The sequence below is a fragment of the Streptomyces chartreusis genome, assembly GCF_008704715.1.
Lineage (GTDB): Bacteria > Actinomycetota > Actinomycetes > Streptomycetales > Streptomycetaceae > Streptomyces > Streptomyces chartreusis.
In genome coordinates, this window is the sequence record NZ_CP023689.1 from 21,559 (window position 1) to 35,247 (window position 13,689).

General features: G+C 68.7%; 9 protein-coding genes and 3 pseudogenes. 8 read left to right on the forward strand and 4 right to left on the reverse strand.

From position 1 onward, the window contains the following. The 3 genes and pseudogenes from CP983_RS00095 to CP983_RS00105 all read left to right on the forward strand — a co-directional run. Positions 1-1,080, forward strand: a complete 1,080-nt coding sequence (locus CP983_RS00095) for an ABC transporter ATP-binding protein (protein WP_150498003.1) — start codon at positions 1-3, stop codon at positions 1,078-1,080. Positions 1,081-1,290: 210 nt separating this feature from the next. Beyond that, a complete protein-coding gene (locus tag CP983_RS00100; protein ID WP_150498004.1) occupies positions 1,291-1,623 on the forward strand; it encodes a putative quinol monooxygenase in 333 nt (110 codons plus the stop codon). 185 nt (positions 1,624-1,808) lie between these two features. After that, positions 1,809-2,431: pseudogene (locus CP983_RS00105) on the forward strand (transposase); the annotation flags it as partial. Positions 2,432-2,529: 98 nt separating this feature from the next. Here the strand turns inward: CP983_RS00105 and CP983_RS00110 are convergent. Together CP983_RS00110 and CP983_RS00115 are read right to left on the reverse strand one after the other, a co-directional pair. Then, on the reverse strand, positions 2,530-4,629 hold the full coding sequence (locus CP983_RS00110) for an SUKH-4 family immunity protein (RefSeq protein WP_150498005.1): 2,100 nt from the start codon (positions 4,627-4,629) through the stop codon (positions 2,530-2,532). 643 nt (positions 4,630-5,272) lie between these two features. Then, complete coding sequence (locus CP983_RS00115; RefSeq protein ID WP_373309771.1) at positions 5,273-6,457, reverse strand: PucR family transcriptional regulator; 1,185 nt, start codon at positions 6,455-6,457, stop codon at positions 5,273-5,275. 149 nt (positions 6,458-6,606) lie between these two features. On the opposite strand from CP983_RS00115, the gene CP983_RS00120 reads away from it, so the two are divergent. Together CP983_RS00120 and CP983_RS00125 are read left to right on the forward strand one after the other, a co-directional pair. Then, entirely contained in the window at positions 6,607-8,094 is a 1,488-nt protein-coding gene (locus tag CP983_RS00120) for a long-chain-fatty-acid--CoA ligase (protein WP_150498006.1), read from the forward strand. A gap of 447 nt (positions 8,095-8,541) precedes the next feature. Then, the gene (locus CP983_RS00125; protein ID WP_229914583.1) at positions 8,542-8,943 is read left to right on the forward strand and encodes a hypothetical protein; all 402 of its coding nucleotides are present in this window, start codon (positions 8,542-8,544) and stop codon (positions 8,941-8,943) included. A 33-nt stretch (positions 8,944-8,976) separates the two neighbouring features. Here CP983_RS00125 and CP983_RS00130 read toward each other — a convergent pair. Both CP983_RS00130 and CP983_RS00135 read right to left on the reverse strand, forming a co-directional pair. After that, positions 8,977-9,090 (reverse strand): annotated as a pseudogene (locus tag CP983_RS00130) (IS5/IS1182 family transposase); the annotation flags it as partial. Between the two features lie 68 nt (positions 9,091-9,158). Continuing rightward, positions 9,159-9,575: a MarR family winged helix-turn-helix transcriptional regulator gene (locus CP983_RS00135; protein WP_229914584.1), complete on the reverse strand. Its 417-nt coding sequence runs from the start codon at positions 9,573-9,575 to the stop codon at positions 9,159-9,161. Between the two features lie 167 nt (positions 9,576-9,742). Here CP983_RS00135 and CP983_RS00140 point away from each other — a divergent pair, with 167 nt between their 5' ends. The 3 genes and pseudogenes from CP983_RS00140 to CP983_RS00150 form a co-directional block, all read left to right on the forward strand. Beyond that, positions 9,743-11,308 carry an MFS transporter gene (locus tag CP983_RS00140; protein ID WP_373309772.1) on the forward strand — a complete coding sequence of 522 codons (1,566 nt, stop codon included), beginning with the start codon at positions 9,743-9,745 and terminating at the stop codon, positions 11,306-11,308. A 108-nt stretch (positions 11,309-11,416) separates the two neighbouring features. Beyond that, complete coding sequence (locus CP983_RS00145; protein WP_150506254.1) at positions 11,417-12,766, forward strand: aldehyde dehydrogenase family protein; 1,350 nt, start codon at positions 11,417-11,419, stop codon at positions 12,764-12,766. Positions 12,767-12,864: 98 nt separating this feature from the next. Continuing rightward, positions 12,865-13,227 (forward strand): annotated as a pseudogene (locus tag CP983_RS00150) (PPOX class F420-dependent oxidoreductase); the annotation flags it as partial. Positions 13,228-13,689 lie beyond the last annotated feature (462 nt).

Below are 13,689 nucleotides of genomic sequence, written 5' to 3' on the forward strand. Positions count from 1 at the left end.
ATGGCGCAGTTGGACATCGTCGACGTCGGGCACGCGTACGCGCCGGGTGCCGAGGAGGATCGGTGGGCTCTCAAGCCGCTGAAGCTGACCTTCGAGTCCGGCAAGACCTATGCCCTGGTCGGGCCCTCGGGCTGCGGCAAGACAACCCTGCTGAACATCCTGTCCGGCCTGGTCAGACCATCCCAAGGGCGGGTGCTGTTCGACGGCGTCGACGTCACCGCCCTGCCCACCAAGGCGCGCAACATCGCCCAGGTCTTCCAGTTCCCCGTCATCTACAAGTCGATGACGGTCTACGACAACCTCGCCTTCCCGCTGCAGTGCCGACGCTGGGACAAGGCGAGGACCGACGCCAAGGTCCGCCAGGTTGCCGAGGCCCTGGACCTGCACGACCGGTTGAAGCAGCCCGCTCGCGGGCTCACCGCCGACGACAAGCAGCTGATCTCACTCGGCCGCGGCCTGGTCCGTGACGACGTGGCGGCCGTCCTGATGGACGAGCCGCTCACCGTGATCGACCCGCAGCTGAAGCACTCGCTGCGGCGCAAGATCCGAGAGATCACCGAGCAGTTCCGGCCCACGGTGATCTATGTGACGCACGACCAGTACGAGGCGATGAGCTTCGCGCAGGAACTGCTCGTCATGAAGGACGGCCGCGCCGTCCAGCAAGGCACCCCTGAGCAGTTGTTCGAGGCGCCCTCTTCCACATACGTCGGCTACTTCATCGGCTCACCGGCGATGAACTTCCTGACCGTGGACCGCAACGACGGCCCCTTCGCGCTGGGCGGCAGGCCCCTGTCGGTCGCCTGGGACGTCCCCGGCAATACGACCGAGGTCCAAGTTGGCGTCCGGCCCGAGTACGTCAAGGTCGTCACGGAACCCGGCGCCAACACCTTCCCCGGCCGGCTGCGCCGTATCAGCGACCACGGCGCGCAACGCGTGCTCGAAGTCGAGGTCGGCGGGCAACTCGTCAGGGCCAAGACACCGCGCGAGGAGGGAACTCCGACGGGCGAGGAGGTCCTCGTACACCTCCCCCGCGCCAAGGTCCTTCCCTACGTGGACGGTCAGCTGGTCCTCCGGTCGTGACGACCACTCGGGTGGCCATCCACGATGTCGCCTTCCGAACTCGTACGATCGTGTCGCGGTACGTCCTGGCAGCACGGCCGGAATGCACGCCCGGCCCCACCCGCCCATGGATGAGCCCGCACCGCCCCCGCCGTACGCGACACGACCGCTTCCCCCCTCCGCCCCGCCACGCGGCGGAGGCGCTGCAACCGATATCAGCGAAGGAATCCCATGATCTTCATCACCGCCAAGTTTCGTGTCCGCCCCGAGCACGCCGACCGCTGGCCCGAGATCAGCGCCGAGTTCACCCGGGCGACGCGCGCCGAGCCCGGATGCCTGTGGTTCGACTGGTCGCGCAGCGTGGAGGAGCCCACGGAGTACGTCTTGGTCGAGGCCTTCCGCGACGAAGAGGCTGGGGCCGCGCATGTGCAGTCCGCGCACTTCAAGGCCGCGCAGCAGACGCTGCCGCCTCATCTGGTCAAGACGCCGCGCATCGTTAACATGACCGTTCCGCAGGACGACTGGTCCCTACTTGGAGAAATGGCGGTCCCCGGAGAGGACTAGTTGTCGCTGGCCATGAGTTTGGTGACGCCTCACGCTGACGTTGACCTTCGAGTTGGTTGAAGTTCAATGAGTTTCTTCGAGTTGGCCACCGATCAGGTGACGGCCGCGAAGCGCAACGAGCGAGGCCCCCGGGCTGTTGATCGAGATGTCTGACGTCTCGATCACGTTGCTAGGGGGCCTCGTTGGTCATCTATCTGCGCGAGCACACCACCCTGGCGAAGATCGCTGCCGGGTTCGGGGTCAGCGAGTCCACCGCCCACGCCTACACCAGCGCCGTCATCAACCTGCTTGCCGACCGTGCCCCGGGTCTGCTGAAGGTCCTGCGCGAGGCCGATGCGGGCTTCGTCCTGCTGGACGGCACGCTCGCCGAATGCGACCGGGTCGGGCGACGGACACGCCGACTACTCCCACAAGCACCGCTGGCACGGCGTGAACGTGCAGGTGGTCACCGATCCGGACGGCCGGCTGCTGTGGCTCTCACCCGCGTTGCCGGGACGAACTCACGACCTGACTGCGGCCCGCACCCACCGGATCATCCGCATCTGCGAGCGTCAGGGCGTCCCCGTCCTGGCCGACCTCGCCTACCAGGGCGGCGGCCCTGGGTGACCACGGGCATCAAACCAGGCCCCTGCAGGAACTGAGCCTCATCGAGAAGACTCGGAATCGGGCCTTGGCCGCGGCACGGGCGCCGGTCGAACGCGGCGTCGCGCGCCTGAAGTCCTGGCGGATCTTCCGCAGATCCCGATGCAGCTCAAACCGCATGACGTCAATCGCGAAAGCTGTCCTCACCCTGGAGCGGCAACGCTGAAGAAGCTCATTGATGCTGGTGGTTACTCGTCGGCGCAGGTCCGCCCACGAAGTGGCCCGGCGTGCCGCCCCGTAAGCAGGCGCTGAAGCTGCAACCGCTCAGAGGTTGTCCAGATGGCCGTCGAGTGCTGCCTGCCAGGAGCGTGACGCCGCGGCTTCGGGGTCGATCTCGCGTGCCCAGGCTTTCAGGCTGAGGCGGGCGTCCCATGCTTCGTCGCTTCGGGCGGGGAAATCGCTCTGGAGCAGCAGGCGGTACAGGCCGATGAGGGTCATGAACTGAGGCAGGCTGCCGCCGAGGTGTTCGGTTCCGGCGGCGGAGGGGAGCAGGACGCGGCCGGTGCGGCCGTCCAGGATCACGGGCTGGGTGAGCCAGTGTCCGATGAGGTAGGCGCGCTCAGGAGAGTCGTAGGGTTCGAGGCCGGTCCGGTCGAGGGCGATCGTGGTCAGGAACGCCGGAGCGGTTCCGTCCAGGGCGGGGAAGCCGGTTTCGGCGAGGGTCGCTCGGGCCCGTGGGTCGGTGAGGCCGGCTGGTAGGCCGGTGAGGGCAAGGCGGCGCAGTGCCTGGTCGCCGAACGTGGTGGTGAACCATGCGTCGAGCGCCCGGCCTTGTTCGGCGACGGGAGCGGGCAAGGGCCACAGGGAGGTTGACGGGGGCGAGGGGACGAGGGGCCGTTGCCAGAACCCGGGACCGGCGATCAGGTCCTCGGGGTGCAGGACGTCGAAGGCGTAGATGCCTCTTGAGCCGTACGCTACCCACCGACCCTCGCTTGCCTGCTCCGCTCCGCTGCGTGCGATCAGCAGCCCCGGCCAGTCGGGACCGCCGGCTCCGGGCGAGCCGGCGTATCGACGGCTGTCCAGGGCACTGCCGACCGTCCGCTCCACGTTCCCCTCGTCGGTGATGAACTGGTGGACCACTCTGGGCTCCAGCAACTCCTGACCGTCGGACAACCGCCACACGCGTTCGCGTACCTGGTCGTCGCCCCAGTCATCACGGGGGTCGGGCAGCGCCGCCTCGATTTCCTGCCGACTGAAGACGCCGGCGTACTCACCGGCGACGACGAGCCTCCCCGCGTACGTACCGATGTCGATGCCACGAGTGGGACCGGGCAGCGCGTGCAGGGGGCCCATCACACCGTAGGGACGCCACTTCGACCATACGGTGCGCCAGGCCAGCGGCACGGGAGCGGCGCTTTCGAGCCGGTCGGCCCAGTCACGGCGTCCCCGGTTGACCGCCGCCCAGTGCAGCCAGGCCAGCCACTCGCTCTGGGTGTCGGGAGTGACGCCGTCGCGGTCCAAGTAGTGGGCGTCCGCGGCGACGCCGCCCGGCGGAGGGCCGCCGGGCCAGGCAAGCCTGATCGCTTGCTGGAGCGAGGCGCGATCGGCGTTCGCCACGAGTGCGGGCTGTTCGTCGAGGAGTCGGGGCAGTGTGCCGGAGAGGGCGGCGTGGATGGCGAGCGCGCGGCGGGCGTAGGCCGCAATCCGCACATCGGCCACGCCTTCGGCGGTCGCGGACGCCTCGGAGAGGAGAGCGTCGGTGATGGCCCGTTGCTCCGCGGCGGTCATCGGATCCGCCTTGCGGAGCCGGTGTCGGAGTGCGTCCGAGGCCAGCCGGACGATCGGGGCGCCCGTGTTGTCGACGTCGAGACGCAGTACGTCGGGCAGCTGTCGCACGATGTGGCGCAGGGCGCCCTCGGTGTCCGTATCGCCCAACGCAGTAGCGATGAACTCCCATACGGAGAGCGGGATTTCGCGCAGCTCATTCCAGGCAAGCGCGCGGACCGCGGGATGCTCGGCGAGCAGCGTCGTGGGATCGAGCTCCTCAGGCCGGCCTTCCAGCAGGATCTCGTTGGGGCGATCGGCATCGGCCCGGTCGTCCGGCTCACCGAGCTCCAGGACCGGAAGCACACGACCGCGACCCCGGCTGCTGAACTCCCCGACCAGACGGTCGATGAGACGCGACTCCGTCGACGAGCAAAGGGGCCCCGCCCACTGCACATTGGCGAGAAACACGATCCCGCCCCGGCGCAGCCCCGCCAATGTGTCCCGCAGCGGGTCGCCCAAGGGACGACGGACGGCCTCGAGACGGAAGTACGCCAGGAGCCGGCGCAGTACCTGGTCCGCGGTCAGCCCACGGCAGTCCAGGAAGAACGAGCCGGGAATCTGCCTATGCAGCCCTGCCAGAACAGCCGTCTTCCCCACGCCCGGTGCACCGCGCAGCACGAGCCTCGGCGTATGCCTCGGCGGATCGGCCAACCAACCGACGATCTCGTCGTCCGCCTCTTCGCTAAGCACAGTGCATCACTCCGATCAGACCGACCGATCAGGGTACGTCAGCGCTCGCGGCAAGCTTCACTGAGCGGGATCGCACCGGGCCAACACCCGCACGGAAGACGATCTCCCCCTTTCCGGAATGTTGCTGGAACCCAGGAGGCCCGTCGCGGTGTCCCGATGCACATGAACGATGCACTTCTCGACGCACTGCCTGGCGGAGAACCTCAAGAGCGCCCAGACCCTCGACCGGTTACCCCACGCTGCTGGGGCGCCGACAACGGTCACCGTGGCACCCCTTCACCTCGCCGAAGCTGAGCCCCGTATCCAGTGGAAGGCCGCTGTACGCCTGTTTGCCCCCGATCACACCGGACGGCAGTGGTTGTCTGCACGTCGGACTGGTCGTCGACGCACGCGGGTATCGGGTCGAGTGGCTCATCGTCGCGGGTGACGTTGCGGAGCGGTCCGGAGCGGGCTCTGAGATCTGCAGCGTCCACGTGGTTGTCGAGCACTGCGTCGATCTCCTCCAGTTGCTGCCCCGCGCGGGATGACGGTTTGCAAGTACGCCGTCGAGTTACTGAATGACGTCAATGGATGAGGCACCAGGCCGGCGGACCGCCAGCAGCGCGGCGCCGATGTCCGCCGCCGCTCGCGGATCGGACAGTGAGCGGCCCGTCAGCTCCTCGACGCGGCGCAGTCGGTAGCGGACGGTGTTGGGGTGGACGAAGAGGCTCCGTGCTGCGTCCGTGGCGGAGCCTGCGGCGGCGTACCAGTGCTCCAGGGTGTCGAGGAGACGGGCACGCTCCGCGGCCGGGCTATCGAGCAGTGGCCGGAGGACCACCTCCACGAGGTGCGCCGCCTCGGCCGGGGCGGCGGCGACGACCATGGCCAGCGGGTTGTCGTCGAACCGTGCGACGCCGGGGCCTGCGCCCTGGAGGCCGGCCAGGGCCAGACGGGCGAAGCGTAGAGCCTGGGGGGTGTCTCGCAGCGAGTCGAAGCACGGGCTGACACCTACGCGGGCGCCCGCCCGGCGCAGGATGTTCAGACAGGCGCGCTCCGCCGTCGCCGTGGGCAGGGCGGCCAGACCGATCTGCTGGTCGGGCAGCAGCCGCCAGGCGAAGGGGATCTGGGCCTGGCGCAGTGCCGCTTCCGTTCCCGCCAGCGGCTCCTCGCCGGGGGCGTCGGCCGCCGCGGCGGCGACCAGGTAGGGTCCGCGGTCGGGCAGGCCCAGCTCGCGGGCGGTCTCCCACAGCGTGCGGTCGGCGATTGTGCCGGAGAACAAGGCTTCCACCATTGCCGAGCGGCGTGCCTGACGTCGGGAGGTCAGCTCGGCGGTCGTCTCCCGGTAGGCCGCCGCCACCGCCTCCGCGTATCGGCCGAACAGGGCCCAGATCTCCGCGGACTGGGACACCAGTTGGGCGTCGGTGACCTCGGGACGGTTGCGTGCCTCGGCGAGGATGTCCGTCCACAGGAGCTCGAAGCCGATCCGGTACGCGTGCAGGGTGTCCGCCAGCGGCACTCCCTGCTCGGCGCGCAGTCGTCCGGTCTCCCGGGCCGGGCTCGGGGCCCGCGCACCCGCACGGCCGAGCTGGTCCAGGAGCAGGTCCGCGTTGGCGGTGCACGAGCGACGCAGCGACTCGAAGGGGATCAGCGACTCGTCCTTGTAGGCGTCGACGTCCGAGCGGATGCGCTGCGCCATCCGCTCGCCCAGTTCCGGCAGCCTCGCCTGAAGTGCCGAGACCACACCTGAGAGGTTCATTCTCGCAGCGTAACGCCCCTGTTTTGTCCCCAGGAACAATCCAGGAGGCCGGACGCTGTCCTGGCCCATATAGGCCGTCGCCACGGACATCTGCACGATGTCGTCAGCGTGAACAGCGGATTTCGACGGTGACATTCGTGGAGGCGGTCATGGCCAATCTGGCTCAGTTCCTGGTGGAGACGGCACGGCGGCAGCCGGAACGCCCCGCGCTGCGGCTGGGAGGCCAGGTCACCAGCTACGCGGAACTCGACGAGGGCAGCGCTCGCGCCGCCGCGCTGCTGCGGGCAGAGGGCGTACGACCGGGAGACCGGGTCGCTCTGATGCTGCCCAACGTTCCCGAGTTCGTCGTCCTGTACTACGGCGTGCTGCGCGCCGGAGGGGTCGTCGTACCGATGAATCCGCTGCTGAAGACCCGGGAGACCGAGTACCACCTGCGCGACTCGGGCGCGGAGATGCTCTTCGAGTGGCACCAGGCGCCCGGCGAGGGCGCGCAGGGCGCGGCCGCCGCCGGAGTGCGGCACATGGCTGTCGAGCCCGTCGCCTTCGCGGGCCTGCTGGCGGGTCACGAGCCGCTGTCGGAGGTGAGCGACCCGGACGGCGAGGACGTGGCCGTACTGCTGTACACCTCTGGCACCACCGGCCGGCCGAAGGGCGCCACCCTCACCCACACCGGGCTCCGGCACAACACCGAGGTCAACACGGTGCATGTGCAGCAGATGACGGCGGACGACGTGGTCGTGGGCTGTCTGCCGCTGTTCCACATCTTCGGGCAGATCTGCACGATGAGCGTGACTGTCCGCGCCGGCGCCTCGCTCACCCTGATCCCGCGCTTCGACCCGCAGACCGTGCTGGACGCCGTCGCCCGCGACCGGGCGACGATCTTCGAGGGCGTACCGACCATGTACGCGGCGCTGCTCCAGCACCCGTCCGAGGCGGACGTGTCCACGCTGCGGATGTGCGTGTCCGGCGGAGCCTCGCTGCCGGTGGAGGTCCTGCACGGCTTCGAGAGTCGCTTCGGCTGCGTGGTGCTGGAGGGCTTCGGCATGTCCGAGACGAGTCCGGTGGTCACCTTCAATCACCCCGACCGGCCGCGCAAGGCCGGCTCCATCGGCACCCCGATCAAGGACGTGGAGGTGCGGCTTCTCGACGACAAGGGCCAGGAGGTGGCTCCCGGCGAGATCGGTGAACTGACCGTGCGCGGGCCGAACGTGATGAAGGGGTACTGGAACCGCCCGGAGGAGACTGCGGCCACCATCCCGGACGGCTGGCTGCGCAGCGGCGACCTCGCACGCCAGGACGAAGACGGCTACCTGTACATCGTCGACCGCAAGAAGGACATGATCATCCGCGGCGGCTACAACGTCTACCCGCGCGAGATCGAGGAGGTGCTCCACGAGCACCCGGCCGTCGCACTGGCCGCGGTGGTGGGCGTGGCCGACGCACATCTGGGCGAGGAGATCGCGGCCGCGGTGGTGCTGCGCCCGGGCGCCGCGGCCACGCCCGACGAGCTCCGACTGTTCGTCAAGGAGCGGGTGGCGGCGTACAAGTACCCGCGCGAGGTGTGGCTCGTGGACACCCTGCCGACCGGCCCCAGCGGCAAGATCCTCAAGAGGGAGATCAGCGCGCCGGCGGGGTGAGGTCGACGTGGTCGTCGCAGCCGGGGACCGACGAGTGGCGGCGCCGACGCGTTCTCTGCCTCTCGACGCTTCCCCGGCCGACGACGGACGGTGACACCGGGCACCTGGACAGAGCGGTTACGCCTGTTCGGGTGCTTTCGCCTTTCCCTGGATCGTGAGACTTTGCGAGCGAGTTACAACGGCTAACACAATGAAGTAGCAGAGGATGCCGCCCGCAGCTGCCGAACCAACCAGGTGGTCTTCTGACTGGTGAGGTCGTCGGCGTTGATTGTGCTGGATGCGAGGAGATCCGCCTGCCTCTGCGCTGTACCGTCTTCGGAGACGATCACAGGGTGGGGTGCGATGACCAGTGGTCTCCAGTTCAGCTGGGAATTGAGTGGCAGCGGGTGGGCGACGTGTCTGATCAAGGACAGCTCTTCGGAGCGGAAGGACATCGTCAGCTAATGCATGGACGCTCTTGCCGACTTGCTTCGCGGTGTGGCGGGTCTGTACGGCCCCATACCTGTCCAGCGCTTTTCTTTTGACCTTGAACCGGCTGAAGTGAGGTGGGTGCTGCGAAGCAGGGGTTCGGACGTTGGCCTGGCGATCTACCGCTTCCCTGACATGTCCGCGAGCTTCGATGCGCCTGACCAGGAAGGCACGCTCGTCTGGAGCTCCACGCAGTCGCGAGGCCTTCTTGGTCATGTCGTCATGGAGGCCGCTCAGTCAGTACTGCAGGTTCACGGCGAGGACGGCTATCGGGCGAAGTGGGTTCAGCACTCCTTTCCCATCGCTGTACTGCAAGACCTCCGCCGACTGCACCTCCAGCAGGACAAGTGTGAACTGCAGCATGGTGTTGCCGTCTCATAGGACGCCGGATGCTTCCCAGGGCAGATCTCGATGCCGCGGGCGCGGACGGTCGCGGTAGATGTCGTGGCCGTAGCCCCGGTCGGCGAACAGCGAGTCCGGCTTGCGGCGGGGCCGACCGACCCGGCCGCGGACGGGCGGGATCCAGTCGGCGCACAGGTCTTTCCGCTTCAGCCACCGCCCGGCTCTTCGACGTACGGCACCCGCGCCCGCGCGCATCAGCGCGGAAACACGACCGTGAGCAGGCGGAAGAGCTCGGCGCGCTCTTCGTCGGACAGCTTGTCCAGGCCGGTCTGCGTCTGCTCCATCTGCTGACGGATCGTGTCGATGGCCTTCTGACCCGTCTCGGTGAGGGCGACGTTCTTCACGCGGCGGTCGGTGGCGCTGACCTCTCTGTGGACCAGGTCACGCCTTTCGAGCCGGTCGATGATCCCCGTCATGTTCGACGCGTCACAGGCGAGGGTGGTCGCGAGCGAGCGCATCGAGGCGGGCGCGCGGCGCAGTACAGAGAGGGTCTTCGCCTGACTGGAGGTGAGGCCCAAGTCGGCGGCTGCGGCCGTGAAGTCGGCGTAGTGCGTGCTGACCGAATGAGCGAGCAGCTCCATGAGCTGCTCCTTGGACGGGATGGCTGGCATGCGTTGAGGGTACCGCGTAAAGCTTGAGCACCTCAACTTTTGACATCTACCGGCTTCCCATTGTTTGATGTCCTCAAGCATCGAGTACCTCAATGGTTTGGCACCTCGACCAATCTTCGAATGCTTCGCCCTTCGGGCAACCACAACCTTCCACCGGAAAGAAGACCGTGACGTCCTCCCTCGCCGCCGCGCCGGAACGCCGCACCGGCAGCCTCAGCCTCGTCCTGGTGCTGGGCCTCGCCGCCATGGTCGTGTCGATGATGCAGACCCTGGTCATCCCGATCCTCGGCATCATCCAGAACGACCTCGGCGCCACCACGGCCCAGGTCAGCTGGGTCACCACCGCCACCCTGCTGTCGGCTGCGGTCTTCACGCCGCTGCTGGGCCGCCTCGGCGACCAGCGCGGCACGAAGCCGACGCTGCTCGGCGTGCTGGTGGTGATGGTCGCCGGATCGGTGCTCGCCGCGACCACGAGTTCGATGCTGTGGCTCATCGTGGCCCGCGTGATGCAGGGCGCCGCCACCGCGATCTTCCCGCTCGCGCTGTCCGTGCTGCGCCAGGAGGTCGCTCCCGCACGGCTGCCCGGCGCCATGGCCCTGGTCAGCGGGACCCTCGGGTTCGGCAGCGGCCTAGCCCTGGTGAGCGCCGGCCTGCTCACCACCGGCGCCGCCCCCGACTATCACCAGGTCTTCTGGCTGGCCGCCGCGCTCGCCGTCGTCGCCCTGATCGCGGTCGCGGTCGTCGTCCCCGCGCCGCGCACCAGGACGGGCGGGCGCACCGACTGGCTGGGGGCCGCAGGCCTCGCCCTGCTGCTCGTGCTGATCCTGCTGCCCATCTCGCAGGGGCACACCTGGGGCTGGACCTCGGTCCGCACGCTCGCTCTGTTCGCCGGCGCCGTCGTCACGGCGGCCCTCTGGGTCGTTGTCGAACGCAGGGTCCGCGACCCCCTGGTCGACATGAAGATGTTCGTCCACCGGCCGGTGCTGTTCACCAACATCGCCGGACTGCTCGTCGGATTCGCCATGTTCGCGCAGTTCATAGGCGTCTCCTACCTCGTCCAGACGCCTTCCGAGATCGCCGGTTACGGCTTCGGGGCCTCCGTCCTGCGCGCCTCCGTCGTCTACCTCCTGCCCTCTGCCCTCATCTCGCTGGTCGCCGCGCAGTTCGGAGGCGTGCTGGTACGCCGCATCGGTGCGCGTCTCACCCTGGCCGCCGGTGCCGCCTTCGGCGTCGTCGGATTCGCCTGGCTCACCCTCGCCCACGACACCACCGCGTCGGTGATCCTGGCCGGCATGGTCGTCGGCGTCGCCATCAGCTTCGGCTACGCCGCGATGCCCGCCCTGATCGTCGCCGGTGTTCCCCACCACCAGACCGGCATCGCCAACGGCATCAACTCCATCTCCCGCTCCACCGGCAGTGCGATCGGCAGCGCGGTCGTCACCTCGCTGCTCGCCTCCAAGACGCTCGACAGCCTGCCCGCCGGGGTCCCCGCCCTGCCCGCCGAAAGCCAGTACACCCTGAGCTTCGCCCTCGCCGGTATGGCCTTCGTGCTGGTGATCGCTGTAGCCATGGTCGGCCTTGCGATCCGCCGCAGGTCCCCGTCGTCCGCCATCGGAACGCCCGTCGCGTCGAGCGACGACGAACCCAGGCCCGCCCAGTCGAGCGACGGCGAGACCACTCCCGAGCGCACGGCCGCCACTGCCGCCACTGCCGCCACTGCCGCCACGTCCTGACTACACCACCGGCCCGGCCACGACGCTCCTTCCCTTGGAAGCCGACTGGCTCTCTTCCGGTGCCGAACAGCTTCCCCTCCGATCCGAACAAGACAGGACAGGACTGTGATTGACACCAAGGCAGCCTTCACGCCCGATGACACCTTCACCACCGCCGAAGCCTCCGCGCTGGTCGACCGGCTGCGCGCCACCTTCCGCACCGGCCGCACCAAGCCCCTGGCATGGCGCCGACAGCAGCTGATCCGCCTGCGCGACCTGCTCACCGACAACCGCGCGGCGATAGCCGACGCCCTCTACGCCGACCTGCGCAAGAACCGCGCCGAGGTCGATGCCATGGAGATCGGCACCACGATCGTCGAGATCGACGACTACCTGGAGCACCTGGAGGAGTGGACCGCTCCGCAGCCCGCCCCCGTGACGGTGCCCGGCGTTCCGGGCAGCAGCGCCCGCACCCAGTTCGACCCCCTGGGTCTCGCCCTCGTCATCTCCGCGTGGAACTACCCGATCAATCTGCTGCTGGTGCCCGTCGCGGGCGCGCTCGCCGCCGGAAACGCGGTCGTCATCAAGCCCGCCGAGTACGCCGCCCACACCTCGGCATTGCTGGCCGAGCTGCTGCCCGCGTATCTCGACACCGACGCGACCGCGGTCGTCGAGGGCGGCGCTCCGGAGACCACGGTGCTGCTGGAGCAGCATTTCGACCACATCTTCTACACGGGCAACGGCACCGTCGGCCGCATCGTGATGGCCGCCGCCGCGAGGAACCTCACCCCCGTCGCCCTTGAACTCGGCGGCAAGTCACCGGTGTTCGTGGACCGGGACGCCGACGTCACCACGGTCGCACAGCGCCTGGCGCAGACGAAGTTCGCCAACGCCGGACAGACCTGCGTCGCCCCCGACTACGTCCTGACCGACCCGGACACCGCGGCCGAACTGCAAGCGGCTCTGGCCGTCGCGATCAAGGGGCTGTTCGGCGGGGACCCGCAGAGCTCCGACGCCTACGGGCGGATCGTCAACGAGCGGCACTTCGACCGGCTGTCCGCGCTGCTGGGTTCCGGCCGCACGGTCACCGGCGGGCAGAGCGACCGCGCGGACAAGTACATCGCACCGACCGTGCTGGCCGACGTCCGGCCCGACGAGCCGGTGATGCGGGAGGAGATCTTCGGCCCCATCCTGCCGATCCTGCCCGTCGCGGACCTGGACGAGGCCATCGCGTTCATCAACGACCGCGACAAACCCCTCGCCCTGTACGCCTTCACCGAGAACAACACCACCAAGCGCCGACTCGCCGCCGAGACCTCCTCCGGCGGCCTCAACTTCGGCCTGCCGATGCACCACCTCGCCGTGCCGACGCTTCCCTTCGGCGGCGTCGGCGAGAGCGGCATGGGCAACTACCACGGCCGCTACTCCATCGAGACGTTCAGCCACCGCAAGGCCGTCCTCGACGTGCCGCTGAGCTGAAACCCCATCGAAGAACGCCTTCCCATGCACGAAGTGACGTCGCTACGCCCCCGGTGGCCGACGACCCCGAACTCAACAGCAAGGAGCAGAAACGCGCCGTGCACGACACGCTGTTGGAACAGCTCGGCGCCGGCAAGTACAGGCTGATCACCAGCTACCGCAAGAACGGCACCCCGGTCTCCACCCCGGTGTGGGTGGAACGCGACGGAGACCCTCTGGGCATACGGACCCCGACCGACTCCTGGAAGGTCAAGCGGATCCGGGGCCGCGGCGACATCCTCGTCGGCCCCTGCGACCTGCGCGGCAATCCAACGGGCGACCCGGTCCCGGCCACCGCCGAGGTCACCGGCGCCCGCTACCGCTCACTCATCGCCCCCAAATACGGCATCGTCGACCTCCTCATGATCCTCGACAGATGGCTGCGGGGAGCGAACCGTACGCTGGGCATCCGCGTACGGCTCACTCCGCACCATGGACATGCTGGGGCGTGCAGGAAGGCATCCATGTCAGGTGACGGATACCAGGCAGCGGTGCAGGCTCCGGCGAGGGACCGGATTTCCGCCCCGGCGGGAGGCCCGGTGTCCCTGCTGCGTGCCGCACGGAGGGTCCGTTGCCCTCATCTCTGTCGTATCGGTCCATGAGCCGTCCGCTCCCAGCAGTAGACGCCTGCGAGGAAGAGCCGCTACGCGGTCCGCTCTGGAGTGGAGGGAACCGTCGACGAGTTCGCCCACGGACACGGCATGCGACGCTGCCGATACCGAGGCCCACTCAAATGCCCACATCCAGCACGTCCTGACAGCCATCGCAGTCAGCATCTAGCGCCTCGGCCGGCTGTCGCCGACCGAAGAAGCACCCACGGCCCGTCGGCCTACTGCCTTCCAGGACAACCTCGGCCGGGGCGAGATGACCGAAGCCCTGGCTAG